Raw genomic sequence first — 16,420 nt, 5'->3', positions numbered from 1 at the left:
CTCCGAAACTCGATATTCAAACGGCAGGCAGCGCCAGAGCAACCGGGTCTTGCCCAAGATGTTTCGCCACTGCCCGGATCACCAGATTATGGTCCTCGCGCTGCGGCAGCCCCGATACGATCACCGCACCGATCACGCCCGCCCCGGCAACGCAAATCGGAAACCCGCCCCCTGCCAGCGCGTAATCCTCCACATTCAGCGCCTTGTGGGGAGCGAACATGCGGTCCTCGCGGTTCTGTTCCAGAACAAGACGATAGGTCGAAGCGTGAAAGCGGCGCACCACATTGAACTTGCGGCGCAACCATTCCTGATTGTCCACTGTGCTTCCGGCTGTCGTTGCATAAAACAATTGCCGGTCCCACAGGGATATTTCGATGGCGATTCCAAGCTTTTCCTTCACGGCGATATCGCGGATGCTCGCACCCAGCGCAAATGCTGCATTTTCGTCAAACGAGGGAAAAATAAGCGCCTGTTCCTGTCGGATGATCTGCGCAATCGCCTGCTTGCTGTCGTCGCCTTGTGCCATTTTCTGCATTTCCCCGATGAGCTGCACGAAATCTGTGCGTTCCTTGTGCGCCTTCGATCACGTGATTGCAATAAGGCTTGTCGGCCATCAAACTTGATTGATCGGATGCAATCCACTAGTGGAGCCTTATGGTTCAGAACCCCAATATAGATGTGCCTCTGAAAGGCGATCAAATACCGGAATTTGTGGAAACCGCCGTATTCAAGCGCGACGTGTTTTCAGAAACCCATGCCGGCTATTTCGTGAACGATCCCGAAACCCGCATCATCCGTCGCGTGGTGAGCGCCGCTCCCTGGTGGTCGAAGCCGCTGGCCTGGATATTGGCCCGGCGCGAAATTCGCGGTCTCAAGACAGTGCGCGGTATCGAAGGCGTCCCACAACTCCTCGCCACCGACAAGGACGGGCTTTATCGATCCTGGACAGAAGGAACGCCATTGCATCTTGCGCGCCCTTCCGATCCGAAATGGTATCGCACCGCGCATCGCATTCTGCGCGACATGCGCCGGCTCGGTGTCACCCATAACGATCTCGCCAAGCCACAGAATTGGCTGATGACGCCTGAAGGCGAAGCAGCGGTCATCGACTTCCAGCTGGCAAGCGTTCATCGCCGTCGCGGTGCCCTCTATCGCCTGATGGCATATGAGGATTTCCGCCATCTGCTCAAGCAGAAGCGTGCCTTCGCCAAGGACCGGATGACGCCAACGGAAAAACGCATTCTGGCGCGCCGGTCGCTGCCCTCCCGCATCTGGCTCGCGACAGGCAAGAAGGTCTACAACTTCATCACCCGTGGCATTTTCAGCTGGTCGGACGGTGAAGGTACGGGCGACCGGATCGACAACGAAGGTCCTGCAATCCGTGCGGCACTGAAATCCGATCCGCGCGTAACCGATGTGGCGCTTGCGCTCTATTCACTTCCAGCCAAGGGCGTCGGCATCTACGCTTTCGTGGAAACGCTGAACGCAGACGAGAAAAGTCTGCGCGCAAGGCTTAAAGGACAGAAGGTCGAACTGATCCAGCCGGTTGCCCATCTGCCACGGCGCGCCGATGGGACCGTCCGCGACGACATTCTGCGGCTGATCGCCATGAACCAGATGACGGAACTGGACGATCTGTTGCAGCGTGAACCCGAACTGCGCGGGCTCGTCGAAGCGCTGGCTTCTCATCGCCTGAACTTTACGGATCGGCGCGTTACTCAATTAGAGTAGTCGAATATTTTAACCCTTTCGCTGGTCTTTCAGCCACGAATCATTACATTCGGGTCAAATGTCTGACTTTCCCGACGATATGCCGTTTTTCGGCGATGACGACGCTCCGGCAAGCCGCACGCCTGCTCCCGGCAGCATTGCCGCACGTGCCATGGCAGCACGCAACCAGCAGCGCGGCGAACCCGATTACCTGAAAGGGCTGAACCCCGAACAGCGTCAGGCCGTGCTGACGACAGAGGGTCCGGTGCTGGTGCTTGCCGGTGCGGGCACTGGCAAGACACGCGTTCTGACGACCCGTATCGCGTATATTCTGACCACCGGCCGTGCCTATCCAAGCCAGATTCTCGCCGTGACCTTCACCAACAAGGCTGCGCGTGAAATGAAGGAGCGTATCGGCCATCTGGTCGGCGGCGCAGTGGAAGGCATGCCATGGCTCGGCACATTCCACTCCATCGGCGTCAAGCTTTTGCGCCGCCATGCGGAACTTGCCAATCTGACATCGGATTTCACGATCCTCGATACGGATGATGTGATCCGGCTGATCAAGCAGCTCATTCAGGCTGAAGGCCTTGATGACAAGCGCTGGCCGGCGCGCACCTTCGCCAACATGATCGACGGATGGAAGAACAAGGGATTCGGCCCATCCGATATTCCTGAAGGCGATGCACGCTCATTCGGCAATGGTCGCGGGCGCGAGCTTTATCAAGCCTATCAGGAACGCCTGCGCACATTGAACGCCTGCGATTTCGGCGATCTTCTGCTGCATCCGATCCGCATCTTCCGCAATCATCCGGATATCCTGCGCGAATATCACGCAAAGTTCCGCTACATTCTGGTGGACGAGTATCAGGATACAAATACAGCGCAGTATCTCTGGCTGCGCTTGCTTGCACAACGCCCTCAATCGAGAAATACCTCTCCCACAACACAAAACACAAATGCGCCCATACAGCCCGCTAGGGCGTCCGAAGGCCCCCGCGGAGCCGGTGAGCGCCGCGAACTCGGCGTGAGCGAAAACAAAGTCAATCTGTGCTGTGTCGGCGATGACGACCAGTCGATCTATGGCTGGCGCGGGGCAGAAGTGGACAATATTCTTCGTTTCGAGAAGGATTTCCCGGGCGCAGTCGTCATCAAGCTCGAGCGCAACTACCGCTCCACGGCGCATATTCTCGGCGCCGCCGCACACCTGATCGCCCATAATGAGGGCCGCCTCGGCAAAACGCTGTTTACGGAAGCGCCCAATCCGGACGATCCACGGGTGAAAGTTCATGCCGCCTGGGACTCCGAAGAAGAAGCGCGCGCAGTCGGCGAAGCGATCGAACAAGCGCAGCGTCAGGGGCACCTCCTCAACAACATGGCGATCCTCGTTCGCGCCTCTTTCCAGATGCGTGAATTCGAAGACCGCTTTGTCACGCTTGGCCTCAATTACCGTGTCATTGGCGGTCCGCGCTTCTATGAGCGCCTCGAAATCCGCGATGCGATGGCCTATCTGCGCGTGGTCGCGCAACCGGCCGACGATCTGGCGTTGGAGCGCATCATCAATACGCCGAAGCGCGGGTTGGGCGAAGCCGCCATCCGGCAGGTGCATGATTATGCCCGCGCACGCGACATTTCCATGTTCGCTGCGGCTTGCGACCTCATCGAAACCGAAGAGTTGAAGCCGAAGCCACGCTCCGCGCTGCGCGAAGTGGTCGAGAATTTCCTGCGCTGGCAGTCAATGATCGACAATACCCCGCACACGGAACTGGCGGAAACCATCCTCGATGAGTCCGGCTACACGGCTATGTGGCAGAATGACAAGTCTGCCGAAGCACCGGGTCGGCTTGAAAACCTCAAGGAACTCATCCGTTCCATGGAGGAATATGAAAGTCTGCGTGGTTTCCTTGAACATGTCGCCCTTGTCATGGATGCCGAGCAGAACGAGGATCTGGATGCCGTCAACATCATGACGTTGCATTCGGCCAAAGGTCTGGAGTTTGAAACCGTCTTCCTTCCTGGCTGGGAAGAAGGCCTGTTTCCCCACCAGCGCGCGCTTGATGAAGGTGGCCGTTCGGGCCTTGAGGAAGAACGTCGCCTCGCCTATGTCGGCGTGACCCGCGCCAAGAAAAATCTGCATATCTGGTTCGTGTCCAACCGGCGCATTCATGGAATGTGGCAATCCACCATTCCCTCCCGTTTTCTGGAAGAATTGCCGGAAGCGCATGTGGAAGTGGCTGAACTGGAAGGCAATTACGGCGGTTATGGCGGTGGCTATGGGCAGTCCCGTTTCGATAAGGCCGATCCGTTCCAGAACACCTATTCGACGCCCGGCTGGCAGCGCGCACAGCAGAACCGTTCCGATGCGACACGCAATAACTGGGGCTCGCGCTCCGGCAGCCGCGTCGAGCGTATCGGCTATGGCGAGACCGATTCCGGCTTCGGCGCCGGACGTGGTTCTGTGAAGGGCCGCACGATAGACGGCGAACTGGTAGCCAAGTCAGTGGCAGACAAGCCATCGGCCTTCAAGCTTGGCGACCGCGTGTTTCATATCAAGTTCGGCAATGGCACGATCTCGCTTATCGACGGCAACAAACTCACCATCGATTTCGACAAGGCCGGGCAGAAGCGCGTTCTCGACAGCTTCGTCCAGCCGATCTGAATAACATCTGGTCAAGAAGCCGGAATAGCAAAAGCTTTGTTATTCCGGCTTACCTTTAGCCCACGTAACATCGCCCTTATAGAGCGGCACGGTCGAAAGCGAGGTCTTCGCGGAACCGTCCTGAACCTGCGTCGCATGGGCGAGATAAAGCAGCGTATTGTTCGTCTTGTCGTAAATGCGCGTGATGACGAGCTTCTTCCAGATCAGACTGGTGCGTTCGGAGAAAACCCGCTCTCCACCCTTGCCAAGATCAATGTCGCCTATGGTGATCGGCCCTGTCTGCTCACATGAAATCGAAGCATTGGATGGGTCTTCAAACCAGTTACCCTTTTGCAACCGGTCGATCATGCCACGTGAGAACGACGCCAGATGGCAGGTTACGCCCTGCACCTTCGGGTCCTGTACCGCGTCGATGACGATATCATTTCCAAGCCAGTCGACGCCGACCTTGCCGACTTCCTCGGCGGGAGCCGCCGAAGCTGCAACAACCATCATTGGAGCAAGCAACAAACCGGCAAAACGCTTCAGTCCGACCATATTTTCCAGTCTCCAGAACTATCGTGACGTGAAAGTGGGAAAATAATTACGGCTTTGCAAGAGCCGGATTCAGCCGCTCCACTTTTCAAGAAACGCCTCGATCTCGAGCGTCTGAATGTACGGCACCGCTTCGTAGAGTTTTTCCACTGGCCAGTTCCACCATTCAAGTTCAAGCAGCCGTTCTATGACGGCATTGTCGAACCTTTTGCGAATAAAATGGGCCGGAACACCACCGACCACATGATAAGGCGGCACATCCTTCGTGACCACGGCGTTCGCGCCAATCACAGCGCCATGGCCGATCTGGACGCCCGGTGTGATGACCGCACCGTGGCCGATCCACACATCATTACCGATGATCACGCGCTGCGCCTGACGCCTTGCGCGGAACTCTCCATCAACGCCCAGATAACGAAAATATTCATTTGGCCGGTAGCTGACCTTATGCGTCGTCAGCCGCTCCATCGGGTGTTCAAGCGCATTGATGCGGACATTCGCAGCAATGGAGCAGAACTTGCCAATCTCGGCATAGATCCCCTCACCGTTCCGCTCGAAATAGGTGAAATCGCCGACCGTGACTTCACGCAGAATCACACGCTCACCGATATCCGCATACCGCCCCAGCTTGACTGATTTCAGCTGAGCAGTGGAATGAATGCGAGGTTCACTGTTTTGGAAACGAAGGTCATCTGACGACGTCATGAATATTCACCCGAAGCATCGCTACAAACAGCGAAATCCGCGAAGATCGGCCTATGCCGCTGCCATTTCAGGCATATATCAGTTCGCCCCCTTGCGAAAGACAAAGCAAGTGTCCCCTAAACTCGTTCATCTCCCACGCGACAAATAGTCAAAAATTTCAGAAATTATTGAAAATTGAACAAATGACCCTACACTGCCGCCAGCTCTTCATGATGGCAGGATGCGGCTTTAACGACGGTTCTGCAATGCATAAAGAAAAGATAGGTTGTTGAGCAGCGCAACGAGGCGCGTTCGGAAATTCAAGGCTGACTGGACATGAAAAAATTCCTGCCCATCTTCATCATCGCCTTTATCGTCGTCATTGTCGGCGCTGCGGGGCTTAACCTTTTCCGCGACAAGCAGGCGGCTAAAGAACCGTTTGGCGGCCCACTCAACCTCGTCACCATGGACGGAAAGCCGTTCACCGAGAACGACCTGCGCGCTGCGCCGGCGGCCATCTTCTTCGGCTTCACTCACTGCCCCGATGTCTGCCCCACCACGCTCTATGAGATGGATGGCTGGCTGAAGCAGCTCGGACCGGAGGGCAGTGACATCAAGGCTTATTTTATCACCGTCGACCCGGAACGTGACACGCAGGAAGTCATGAAAACCTATGTCGGCAACGTTTCCGACCGCATCATCGGCGTCACCGGTACGCCGCAGAATATTGCGGATGTGGTGAAGTCCTACCACGTCTACGCAAAGAAGGTTCCCGGTGAAGACGGCGAATATACCATGGATCATACGGCATCGGTATTTCTGCTCGACAAGGGCGGCCGCTTCCGCAGCACCATCGCCTATCAGGAAAACCCGGATACGGCTCTGGAAAAGTTGAAGAATCTGGCCAAAGGCGCTGCAAAGAGCTAAGGAGAAGCTCTAGAACATTTCCAGCAGAGAGCTTTTTACTTCATGGCCCAGTCACGACTTTTCTTTTCGGCAGATAAGGCGGAAGCCGAGCGCGTCTACAACATTCTCGAACAGGCTTTCGAGGAGGATGGCTTTCCCATAGCAATCACCGAGATCGATGAAGATCGACAGGTTTTCGAGGTTTCGGTCTATGTCGAGGACAATGCCGAAGAAGTTGCTGGGCGGATCGATGAACTGGTGGGTACGGGCCTTTTTGCCGTCGAGGAACTGCCGGACATCGATTGGGTCACGCATTCGCTGGATGGTCTGAAGCCGGTGAGAGCCGGACGTTTCTTCGTCCATGGCTCGCACGACCGCGACAAGATCGAAGTGGGCGATATTCCCATCGAAATCGACGCGGGTCTTGCTTTTGGCACCGGCCATCACGGAACAACGGCGGGATGCCTCGAACTGATCGAGGAGACCGTCACCAGCGAACATCCGACCAATGCGCTTGATCTCGGTACCGGCAGCGCCGTTCTCGCCATCGCTATCGCCAAGCTCGCTCCCATTCCGGTATTGGCTACCGATATCGACCCCGTCGCCGTTACGGTCGCTGCTGAAAATGCCGCCAAGAATGGCGTTGCCGAGCACATCGTCACGGCAACGGCCGAAGGCTTCGGCCACGCGATATTCCGTTCCCATTCGCCGTTCGACCTGATCGTCGCCAATATTCTGGCCAATCCGCTTATCGAGCTTGCGCCTTCCCTAAAAGAACATCTCGCGTCCGGCGGTTCCATCATTCTTTCCGGAATACTTGACAGCCAGCACGATGCGGTGCTCGCTGCCTATCAGGCACAGGGTCTCACCCATCAAAAGACGCTGCATCGCGAAGGCTGGGTGGCGATCCATTTGAAATAAAGCATTTCCAGCAAAAGTGCGAAGTGGTTTTGCTCCGGATAATGCGTAACATCTAAGAGTCAGAGCAGTTTAACCAGACTGCTCTAACTGGCCGCATGCACCACGGCGTATTCCTGTTTTGAGCGAGTTACAAAATGGCTATTCAGAATTTCGACGTCACCACAAATCCGGCCAATGGAGCCCCGCGCGTTGCAAAGCTGCGCGCGAAGATGGCCGAGCTTGGCCTCGACGGTTTTCTGGTTCCTCGCGCCGATGAGCATCAGGGCGAATATGTCCCGCCCCATGCGCAGCGTCTTGCCTGGCTGACCGGCTTCACCGGATCGGCAGGTGCTGCGCTCATCCTCAAGAACAGCGCCTATGTGTTCGTGGATGGACGCTACGAATTGCAGGTTCGCGCCCAGACCGACCCAAAGGTCTTTTCCTATGAAAGCCTCGTCACCAACCCACCGGCTTCCTGGCTGGCGGAGAACGGCAAGGGTCTGAATATCGGCTTCGACCCGTGGCTTCACACCATTTCGGAAGCCCGCGCTTTGCGCGAGGCGCTCGAAAACCAGGGTGGTCAACTGGTTCCAGTCGAAATCAACCTTGTCAACGCCATTTGGGACGACCAGCCCGGCGTGCCTGCGGCGGAAGTCACGATCCAGCCAGCCCGTTTCGCAGGTCATGAGGCGGAGGACAAAATCAGGGAAATGCAGACGGCCGTTGCCGCTAGTGGCGCCAGCGCGACTGTCCTCACCGATCCGTCCTCGGTCGCGTGGGTGTTCAATATTCGCGGCAAGGACGTTTCCAACACGCCGCTTCCGCTCAGCTTTGCCATCATTCCCGCGCAAGGCGAGCCAGAGCTTTTTATTGATGAACGCAAGCTTGCCATCGAACCGCGTGCCTATCTGACGCAGCTTACCAGGCTCGCAGCACCTGCCGATCTGGAGGGGCATCTCAGTGCTCGCGCGGTCAAAGGCGAAGCCATCCTTCTCGATCCCGCTCTTGCTGCCGAAAAACTCCGCCTTATCGTCGACAGTTCAGGCGGTAGCGTGATCGAAGGGAAGGATCCAGCCCGTATTCCTCGCGCCATCAAGAACAAGGCTGAGCTTGATGGCTCGCGCGCAGCACATGAGCGCGACGGTGTGGCGATGGTCAATTTCCTTTCCTGGATCGACGCCCAGAAGCCCGGTACGGTCGATGAAATCAGCGCGGCCCGAAAGTTGGAAGAATCGCGTGCCGATGCCGGGCGAGATTTCCAGATGCCGCTGGAAGACATATCCTTCGACACGATCTCCGGTGCGGGGCCAAATGGTGCGATCATCCATTACCGCGTCAACACCGATACCAACAGGACGCTCGAAGACGGTGAGCTTTATCTGGTCGATTCCGGCGCGCAATATCGCGATGGCACCACCGACATCACCCGCACCGTGCCCATCGGCAGCGTGTCGCCGGAGACGATCAAGGCCTTCACGCTCGTGCTGAAAGGGGTGATCGCGATCACCACCGCCCGTTTCCCGAAAGGCACGCGCGGCCAGGATATCGACGTTCTGGCCCGCATCGCACTGTGGAAGCATGGTTTCGACTACGCGCACGGAACCGGCCATGGCGTCGGCTCCTACCTGTCGGTCCATGAAGGTCCGCAGAGCATTTCGAAGAAGGGCGCGCAGGAGTTGCTGCCGGGCATGATCCTTTCCAATGAGCCGGGTTATTACAAACCGGGTTCATTCGGCATCCGCATCGAAAACCTCATCATCGTCACCGAACCGGAAGTGCCCGAAGGGGGCGACATTCCGATGATGGGCTTCGAGACACTGACTTTCTGCCCCATCGACCGGCGCTTGATCGACAAGTCGCTGTTCACGCAGGAGGAAATAGACTGGCTGAACAGCTATCACGCCCGCGTGCGCGAGAAGCTCTCCGGCCATCTCAAGGACGCTGAACGCAAATGGCTTGAAGCGGCCACCGCGCCGCTTTAATAGCACTTTCACGCAGCAAAATGGCGTAGCACTATCAGGAGCGCTACGCCCGCAAAGAACATTGTCATCATGCTGAGCCGCAGCGAGAGCACGATACACACCGCCAACACGAGCAGTTCCCGCCAGCCGTGATCTGAAGCGGGTGCGGCCACAATGGCCGTCAGAACAGCCGCAGGCACAGCGTTGAGCGCCGCTTCCACCCGATAATGCACATGGCTGAAGCGTGACAGGACCAGATGCCCGCCGATGCGGGTAAGATAGGTACAGAGCGCACTTGCAAGAATGATCCAGATCGTGGTGGACATTTATGCCTCCCCTTCGCGTGGTTTTGCGATAATCGCCGCCAGCGCAATTCCGCCAAGCGCGCCCAGCGAAACATGCCACGGAGACCCCACGAATTTGTAGGCTGCGACCGCAGAAATCGCACTGGCTATAACGACAGGCAGCCAGTTCTGGCGATGGCGGAAACTCATGACCATGCCGAGAAAATAGATTGGCAAAAGAAAGTCGATGCCGAAGGCATAGGGGTTGGTAATCAGATTGCCAAACAATCCACCGATAAGCGCTTCCAGAACCCAGGTCAGATAGAAGGTGAGCCCGAGGGCCATGTACCAGGCGAAGGTGACCGGCTTGCCGGCTTCCGCACGCTGTTCGACTTCCGCATACTGGATGTCCACCAGAACGAAAAAAGCCAGCGCCTTTTGCCATAGCTTGAAGTGACGGATGCGGCGACCTGTCGTCGCCGAATAGAGCACGTGCCGGAAATTGACCGCGAAGATCGACATGACGATCATCCACGGCGCAATATTCTGGCTGAAGAGATCGAGCCCCACCATCTGACTGGCACCGGCATAGATGATCGCGCTCATGAACACCGCTTCGGAAAGCGACAAGCCGTTATCGACAGCCAGCGCGCCGAACAGCAAGCCAAATGGCGCTCCTGCGACGACAAGCGGAAGTCCACGCCGGACACCGTCAACAATATCGGCGCGCGCTGAAGCTCTTCCGGGCCGAAAAGTCTGATTCACGAATACTTACTCCTCCGAATGAAGAGTAGTTATGAAATTCTGCTGCCCGTTGGAATATGATTTCCCAAAAAATCATACTATTAAACGGCGATGCCGCATTTGGGCATCACTCATAAATCCCGCTGATGCATTCATGAATGATCATGATTGTTGTGGAACAGTCTTTTCGATTTTGTGCATCCAGTCCACCAGTGGACGAGCCCGTTCGGTGAAATCGACAAGACGATCCGCCAGATCGGCACGGGTAATCGTTTCAGGATCGATTTCCATCCGCACCGAGTAATGCCGATTGCGGATGGCTTCCAGCAGATCGTCGTCGGTGACGGCTTCAAAACCTCGCGGCGTTCGTTTCAGCCGGTCGTAGTCGCTGATCTTCAAACCGTTTTTCTTGAGTTTCGCGACCATGGCGCGGAATTCTTCCGGCTTCTCGACGATAGAGTTGCGTATGGCTTGGAGCAGTTCTTTCTTCGGTCCCCACCACGCGACACAGGCGTAGCTGTCGCGCACACCCGGCAAGCCGATGCAGACATAGAAGCATCCGCTCTCGTCCCATTTCGTGCCCGATTGCGACAGCAATGCGGACAGATGACGATTATAGGGAGCCTTATCCTTTGAAAACCGCGTGTCACGCTTGATACGGAACTGCGATTTCACCCGGTCGCCCTTGAACGGCAGACCGGCCTTTTCGAACCGGCTCGTCAGTTCCTCGACAAGATCGCCAAGCGGCTCCTTCAATTGCTGCTCGAAAAGTTCCTTGTTCTCCACGAACCATTCGCGGTTCTGGTGAAAATCCAGAGCTTTCAGAAACGGGATCGCTTTCTCGCCAAAACCGTTGAACGGGGCCATTATTCTTCTCCGACCAGCTTGAACCAGGCATCTTCGTTGATGACTTCGATGCCAAGCTCCGATGCCTTCGCAAGCTTGGAGCCCGCACCCGGTCCAGCCACCACAAGATCGGTCTTCTTCGATACCGATCCGGCGGTCTTTGCCCCATAGCGTTCTGCCATGGCCTTGGCCTCATCGCGCGACATACGCTCCAGACTGCCCGTAAACACCACCGTCTTGCCTTCCACCGGCGAACCGGTGGCAACGCGCGCCGCCTCATCAAGCGGCGTCACTTCCGCCAGAAGAGCCGTCAGCACTTCGCGGTTATGCGGCTCGGCATAAAAATCCACGACCGCCTCGGCAACAATGGAACCAATGCCCTCTACCGCGATCAGGTCCTGCCAGACTTCATTACCTTTGTCTGTACGGTCGCCTTCTTTCGGCGGGACGGCTTCCAGTGCAGCTTTTTCAAACGCGGCATAAGACAGATAGGCTCGGGCGAAGCGTTTGGCATTGACTTCGCCGACATGACGGATGCCGAGGCCGAACAGAAAGCGGTTGAGCGCAATCTCGCGCCGGTCGTTGATTGCATCGTAAAGCTTCTTCACGGAAGTCGCGCCGAAGCCTTCGATGTTCTCAAGCTTCTTGAGCGAACCCGCCTGCCGCTTTTGCAGCGTAAAGATATCCGCAGGCGATTTGATCTTCAGGCTGTCGTCCTCGGCGTGGAAGAAGAACTCAACCTGCTTTTCGCCAAGACCTTCGATATCGAAGGCATTGCGCGATACGAAATGGCGAATGCGCTCGACCGCCTGCGCCGCACAGGTCAGGCCACCGGTACAGCGGTAGACCGCCTCGCCTTCCTCACGCACCGCGTGGCTCCCGCAGACCGGGCATTCATGCGGGAAATGGAACGGCACGGCATCGACCGGACGCTTCTCCAGTACAACATCGACAATCTGCGGGATAACGTCACCTGCGCGCTGCACAATGACCGTATCGCCAAGGCGAATGTCATGCTCGTCCGCGCGGATACGCTCCCCCTTGAGACCGATGCCCTTGATATAATCTTCGTTGTGCAGCGTCGCATTGGTGACGACCACCCCGCCGACCGTGATCGGCTCCAGTCGCGCCACCGGTGTCAGCGCGCCGGTTCGCCCGACCTGAATGTCGATATCGCGCAGGATCGTCGTCGCCTGTTCTGCCGGAAACTTGTGCGCAATGGCCCATCGCGGGCTGCGCGAGCGGAAACCAAGCCGCGTCTGCAGATCGAGCCGGTCGACCTTGTAGACCACGCCGTCGATATCATAGTCCAGCGTCGGTCGTTCGAGCCCAATGGCACGGTAATGCGCAAGCAATTCGTCCCCCCCGTGAAGCCGCTTTGTCAGCGGATTGACCGGGAATCCCCACTCGCGAAACATCTCGACCATGCCCATCTGCGTGTCGGCGGGCATGTCCGACATTTCACCCCAGGCATAAGCGAAGAACTTCAGCTTTCGGCTCGCCGTCACCTTGGCGTCCAGTTGGCGTAACGAACCCGCTGCCGTGTTGCGCGGGTTCACATAGGTCTGCTTGCCTTCAGCGGCCATCTGCTCATTGAGCGCGAGGAAATCGCTCTTGGCCATATAGACCTCGCCGCGCACTTCCACCACGGACGGCGCTCCAGCCGGTAGCCTGTTCGGGATTTCGGCAATGGTGCGGATATTCGCGGTCACATTCTCACCGGTCGTGCCGTCGCCGCGTGTTGCGCCGCTGACCAGAACTCCGTTCTCGTAACGGATCGACATGGAAAGGCCGTCGATCTTCGGCTCGGCGGTAAAAGCGATGGAATTATCCGGCAACTGCCCCAGAAATCGGTAGACGCTGCCGACAAAATCACGCACGTCCTCATCCGAAAATGCGTTGCCGAGCGAAAGCATCGGGCGCGCATGGACAATCGGGGCGAATTTGGAAACCGGCGCAGTGCCGACCCGCAAGGACGGGCTATCTGTCCGCACCAGATGCGGAAAGCGCGCTTCGATTGCATCGTTGCGCCGCTTCAGCGCGTCATATTCCGCATCTGAAATTTCCGGCCGGTCATTGGCATGATAAAGCTCATCATGATGCGCAATCTCACGCGCCAGCCGCTCCAGTTCGGAAACGGCTTCAGGCTCGGTCAGTTTTTCGACGGGAATATCGGTCATAGGCGAAGCAAAACCTGCTGATTCAGTTTCGCCCAACATAAACAAGAAATATGATTACGCCTACGAAAACAGCGAGGTGCACAATGACTGCTGACAGGCTTTTAAATGGCCAGCGCGCTATTTTCGGCAAGCAGACGCTCCGCCGCCGCGCGCGCTTCATCGGTGATGCTGGCGCCGGCGAGCATACGGGCAATCTCTTCCTGCCGCTCGTCCACCCCGATGGATCGAATCGAAGTCGCCATCCGGTCTTCGTTGGTCGCCGACTTGGCGATCAGGAAATGGGTGGAGGCACGCGCCGCCACCTGCGGCGCATGCGTAACCGAAAGCACCTGCACACGGCCCGAAAGCCGTGCAAGGCGCTGGCCGATCGCATCCGCCACAGCGCCGCCCACGCCGGTATCGATTTCATCGAATACGAGCGTCGGAGCAGAACCGCGATCGGCAAGCGCCACTTTCAGCGCCAGCAGGAAGCGCGAAAGCTCGCCACCCGAAGCGACCTTCATCATGGGCCCTGCCCGCGTGCCCGGATTTGTGCGCACCCAATATTCCACCGTATCGATGCCTTCCGCCGCGCGGGCTTCCGGATCGGTCGTCATTTCGACGATGAACTCGGCGCGCTCGAGCTTGAGCGCAGGCAATTCGGCCATCACAGCGGCCTTCAGATGTTCTGCGGTTTCCTTGCGCGAAGCGGAGAGCTTGGCGGCAGCCATATCATAGGCCGCACGCATTTCGCTCGCCTGGCCTTCAAGCTGGACGAGCTTTTCCGCCCCGGCATCGAGGTCGGCAAGATCGGCATCCATCTTGTCACGCAGCGCGGGCAAGCCTTCCACGGCAACGGAATATTTGCGCGCGGCAGCACGCAGCGCAAAAAGCCGTTCCTCGACCTGTTCCAGTACGCGGGGATCGAAATCGATTTCGCGCATGGCATGATCGATGCCGTCCTGCGCAAGAGCCAGGCTGTTGAGCGCTTCGTCGATTGCCTTGCAAACCGGTTCCAGCAGATGCGGCGCTTCCGGAATTTTGCGCTCCAGCCGACGCACAAGGCTTGCAAGCGACGGCACGGGAGACCCCTGTCCCGACAGCAATTCGCCAGCTTCGTTCACGTCACCGGCGATTTTTTCGGATTTCATCATGATCGCGCGACGTTCAGCGAGTTCTTCCTCTTCGCCGGGTTGCGGATCGAGCTTCGTCAGTTCTTCGACCGAAGAGCGCAGATAGTCGCCTTCTCGCTCGGCCTGTTCGACGCGGGCGCGGTGTTTGGAAAGTGCGGTTTCTGCGTCGCGCCAAGCCTTGTGACGCTCACGAACCACCGCGGCCTCTTGTTCGAGACCACCGAAGGCATCCAGCAATGTACGATGAAGATCGGTATCGATCAGGGCGCGGTCGTCGTGCTGGCCGTGAATTTCCACCAGCTTGCGCCCAAGGTCGCGAAGGAGCGCGACGCTCGCCGCCTGATCATTAATGAAGACGCGCGTGCGGCCATCGCCCATCTGCAGGCGGCGCAGGATGATGTCGCCATCATCGTCAAAACCGTTTTCGCGCAGAAAATTCCGGGCAGGATGTCCGCCCGGCACATCGAATACCGCCGTCACCTGCCCCTGATCGGCGCCATGACGCACCAGTGAGGCGTCGCCGCGCGCGCCCAGAGCCAGTGAAAGCGAATCAAGCAGGATGGACTTGCCCGCCCCGGTTTCACCGGTAAGCACGGACAAGCCCGTCTTGAACTCGATGTCGAGCCTTTCAATCAGAACAATATCGCGGATCGACAGGTGCGACAGCATGTGAGATTCAGCTTATGAGCCGCCGCCGGTGATGAGCGCCGAAGCCTTGGCCAGCCACGAATTGCCATTCTCGCGCGGCTGAAGACCGCCGCTCTGCAGGAGCTTGTAGCTGTCCTTGTACCACTGGCTGTCCGGATAGTTCTTGCCGAGAACCGACGCGGCCATCTGGGCTTCCGAGGTCAGGCCAAGCGCATAATAGGCTTCGACAAGACGGGCGAGTGCTTCTTCCACCTGACGGGTGTTGGAATATTCTTCCACCACGCCGCGGAAGCGCTTGATGGCTGCCAGATATTCCTTGCGTTCCAGATAGTAACGGCCGACCTGCATTTCCTTGCCTGCAAGCTGGTCGCGGGCGAAGCGGATCTTGGCCTTGGCGTCATCCGTATATTCGGAATCCGGGAAGCGATCGACCACTTCCTGCATCGCGGCGATCGCGCGGCGGCTTGCGGCCTGGTCGCGGGTCACGTCCGGAATCTGGCGGAAGTAGGAAAGACCAATGATGTAATAGGCATAGGCCGATTCCGGCGAAGTCGGGTAAAGCGTGTTGTAACGCTTCGCCATCGAGATCGCTTCTTCGTAATTGCCCTTGCGGTAGTTGGTGAAGGCAGCCATCACGAGCGACTTGCGCGCCCATTCCGTGTAGGGATGCTGGCGGTCGACGGCTGCGAATTTCTTCGCGGCTTCATCGAGGCGACCTGCATCCAGATTGGCGAGACCTTCATTGTAGAGCTTGTCGGCAGGATCGATCGTCTCGACATATTTGGTGAGATCGATGTCGTCGTCCTTGCTGGCACAACCGGCGAGCGGGATAAGAACGGCGATAGCGCTAGTAAGCAGCGCGGTTTTCGTCACACCCTTGAATTTGAAACTCGTCATGCGGTCTCCGGCCTTCTGGCAGCGTCATTCCTGTTTGGAGTTGCGTGCTTCTAGCACTGCACGGCTGCTCCATCCATACAAAACATTCAGCTCCAGCCAATGTAAGAACATTGCTGACGCTGTTTTGGCCGTCCATAAACCACATGCAGGCGAAATCGGCAATCGTCTAGTAGCCCGAATCCGCCGGACGGCACGTCGAAACCCGTAACCAGTGTGAATTGTCCCCGGTATTGACCACCCGCATGGGTAGATACTCCCCGATCAATCCACCGCGGAAACGGCGCACCGACTCAATTGCGAGGGGAACCGGCGAACACGGCCCAATTAAGGCCATGTGCCGATACCCACTCATTTC

At 57.6% G+C, this 16,420-nt stretch carries 14 protein-coding genes; 5 read left to right on the top strand and 9 right to left on the bottom strand.

Features of this window, described 5'->3' with window-relative positions; all coding sequences use genetic code 11:
- Positions 1-16 precede the first annotated feature (16 nt).
- The gene (locus tag ACS5UA_RS01375) at positions 17-526 is read right to left on the bottom strand and encodes a heme-degrading domain-containing protein (protein ID WP_021586865.1); all 510 of its coding nucleotides are present in this window, start codon (positions 524-526) and stop codon (positions 17-19) included.
- Between the two features lie 128 nt (positions 527-654).
- Between ACS5UA_RS01375 and ACS5UA_RS01370 the strand changes: the two genes are divergently transcribed.
- Positions 655-1,731, top strand: a complete 1,077-nt coding sequence (locus tag ACS5UA_RS01370) for a serine/threonine protein kinase (protein WP_006467201.1) — start codon at positions 655-657, stop codon at positions 1,729-1,731.
- A gap of 58 nt (positions 1,732-1,789) precedes the next feature.
- Entirely contained in the window at positions 1,790-4,369 is a 2,580-nt protein-coding gene (locus tag ACS5UA_RS01365) for an ATP-dependent helicase (protein WP_021586866.1), read from the top strand.
- 39 nt (positions 4,370-4,408) lie between these two features.
- Here ACS5UA_RS01365 and ACS5UA_RS01360 read toward each other — a convergent pair whose 3' ends face one another.
- Together ACS5UA_RS01360 and ACS5UA_RS01355 are read right to left on the bottom strand one after the other, a co-directional pair.
- Positions 4,409-4,906: a CreA family protein gene (locus ACS5UA_RS01360; RefSeq protein WP_021586867.1), complete on the bottom strand. Its 498-nt coding sequence runs from the start codon at positions 4,904-4,906 to the stop codon at positions 4,409-4,411.
- A gap of 69 nt (positions 4,907-4,975) precedes the next feature.
- Complete coding sequence (locus ACS5UA_RS01355; RefSeq protein ID WP_021586868.1) at positions 4,976-5,608, bottom strand: DapH/DapD/GlmU-related protein; 633 nt, start codon at positions 5,606-5,608, stop codon at positions 4,976-4,978.
- A 315-nt stretch (positions 5,609-5,923) separates the two neighbouring features.
- On the opposite strand from ACS5UA_RS01355, the gene ACS5UA_RS01350 reads away from it, so the two are divergent.
- The 3 genes from ACS5UA_RS01350 to ACS5UA_RS01340 all read left to right on the top strand — a co-directional run bounded on the left by ACS5UA_RS01350 (position 5,924) and on the right by ACS5UA_RS01340 (position 9,375).
- Positions 5,924-6,514 (top strand): SCO family protein, encoded by a 591-nt coding sequence (locus ACS5UA_RS01350; RefSeq protein ID WP_006467205.1) that lies wholly within the window; start codon positions 5,924-5,926, stop codon positions 6,512-6,514.
- A 42-nt stretch (positions 6,515-6,556) separates the two neighbouring features.
- Positions 6,557-7,414, top strand: a complete 858-nt coding sequence (locus ACS5UA_RS01345; RefSeq protein WP_021586869.1) for a 50S ribosomal protein L11 methyltransferase — start codon at positions 6,557-6,559, stop codon at positions 7,412-7,414.
- Between the two features lie 134 nt (positions 7,415-7,548).
- Entirely contained in the window at positions 7,549-9,375 is a 1,827-nt protein-coding gene (locus tag ACS5UA_RS01340; protein WP_021586870.1) for an aminopeptidase P family protein, read from the top strand.
- A gap of 8 nt (positions 9,376-9,383) precedes the next feature.
- Here the strand turns inward: ACS5UA_RS01340 and ACS5UA_RS01335 are convergent, their stop codons facing one another.
- From ACS5UA_RS01335 to ACS5UA_RS01310, 6 genes are all read right to left on the bottom strand, one after another.
- Positions 9,384-9,680 (bottom strand): AzlD family protein, encoded by a 297-nt coding sequence (locus ACS5UA_RS01335; RefSeq protein WP_021586871.1) that lies wholly within the window; start codon positions 9,678-9,680, stop codon positions 9,384-9,386.
- Complete coding sequence (locus ACS5UA_RS01330; protein WP_021586872.1) at positions 9,681-10,403, bottom strand: AzlC family ABC transporter permease; 723 nt, start codon at positions 10,401-10,403, stop codon at positions 9,681-9,683. It lies immediately after the preceding gene.
- Between the two features lie 141 nt (positions 10,404-10,544).
- Positions 10,545-11,249 (bottom strand): DUF2461 domain-containing protein, encoded by a 705-nt coding sequence (locus tag ACS5UA_RS01325; protein WP_021586873.1) that lies wholly within the window; start codon positions 11,247-11,249, stop codon positions 10,545-10,547.
- The gene (gene ligA, locus ACS5UA_RS01320; protein ID WP_025090504.1) at positions 11,249-13,408 is read right to left on the bottom strand and encodes an NAD-dependent DNA ligase LigA; all 2,160 of its coding nucleotides are present in this window, start codon (positions 13,406-13,408) and stop codon (positions 11,249-11,251) included. The genes ACS5UA_RS01325 and ligA overlap by 1 nt, the downstream gene beginning before the upstream one ends.
- Positions 13,409-13,509: 101 nt before the next feature.
- On the bottom strand, positions 13,510-15,189 hold the full coding sequence (gene recN, locus ACS5UA_RS01315) for a DNA repair protein RecN (RefSeq protein ID WP_021586875.1): 1,680 nt from the start codon (positions 15,187-15,189) through the stop codon (positions 13,510-13,512).
- A gap of 12 nt (positions 15,190-15,201) precedes the next feature.
- Positions 15,202-16,065: an outer membrane protein assembly factor BamD gene (locus ACS5UA_RS01310; RefSeq protein WP_021586876.1), complete on the bottom strand. Its 864-nt coding sequence runs from the start codon at positions 16,063-16,065 to the stop codon at positions 15,202-15,204.
- Between the last annotated feature and the right edge of the window lie 355 nt (positions 16,066-16,420).

This window comes from Brucella sp. RRSP16, assembly GCF_052246815.1.
GTDB classification, from domain to species: Bacteria; Pseudomonadota; Alphaproteobacteria; order Rhizobiales; family Rhizobiaceae; genus Brucella; species Brucella intermedia.
This window is presented reverse-complemented; position numbering and strand designations above follow the sequence as displayed.

Excerpts from the sequence above, each read along its gene's own strand:
- ACS5UA_RS01345 (WP_021586869.1), top strand. The coding sequence starts at position 6,557 with ATGGCCCAGTCACGACTTTTCTTTTCGGCAGATAAGGCGGAAGCCGAG.
- ACS5UA_RS01370 (WP_006467201.1), top strand. The coding sequence starts at position 655 with ATGGTTCAGAACCCCAATATAGATGTGCCTCTGAAAGGCGATCAAATA.
- ACS5UA_RS01340 (WP_021586870.1), top strand. The coding sequence starts at position 7,549 with ATGGCTATTCAGAATTTCGACGTCACCACAAATCCGGCCAATGGAGCC.
- recN (WP_021586875.1), bottom strand. The coding sequence starts at position 15,189 with ATGCTGTCGCACCTGTCGATCCGCGATATTGTTCTGATTGAAAGGCTC.
- ACS5UA_RS01360 (WP_021586867.1), bottom strand. The coding sequence starts at position 4,906 with ATGGTCGGACTGAAGCGTTTTGCCGGTTTGTTGCTTGCTCCAATGATG.
- ACS5UA_RS01355 (WP_021586868.1), bottom strand. The coding sequence starts at position 5,608 with ATGACGTCGTCAGATGACCTTCGTTTCCAAAACAGTGAACCTCGCATT.
- ACS5UA_RS01350 (WP_006467205.1), top strand. The coding sequence starts at position 5,924 with ATGAAAAAATTCCTGCCCATCTTCATCATCGCCTTTATCGTCGTCATT.
- ligA (WP_025090504.1), bottom strand. The coding sequence starts at position 13,408 with ATGACCGATATTCCCGTCGAAAAACTGACCGAGCCTGAAGCCGTTTCC.
- ACS5UA_RS01365 (WP_021586866.1), top strand. The coding sequence starts at position 1,790 with ATGTCTGACTTTCCCGACGATATGCCGTTTTTCGGCGATGACGACGCT.
- ACS5UA_RS01335 (WP_021586871.1), bottom strand. The coding sequence starts at position 9,680 with ATGTCCACCACGATCTGGATCATTCTTGCAAGTGCGCTCTGTACCTAT.
- ACS5UA_RS01325 (WP_021586873.1), bottom strand. The coding sequence starts at position 11,249 with ATGGCCCCGTTCAACGGTTTTGGCGAGAAAGCGATCCCGTTTCTGAAA.
- ACS5UA_RS01375 (WP_021586865.1), bottom strand. The coding sequence starts at position 526 with ATGGCACAAGGCGACGACAGCAAGCAGGCGATTGCGCAGATCATCCGA.
- ACS5UA_RS01310 (WP_021586876.1), bottom strand. The coding sequence starts at position 16,065 with ATGACGAGTTTCAAATTCAAGGGTGTGACGAAAACCGCGCTGCTTACT.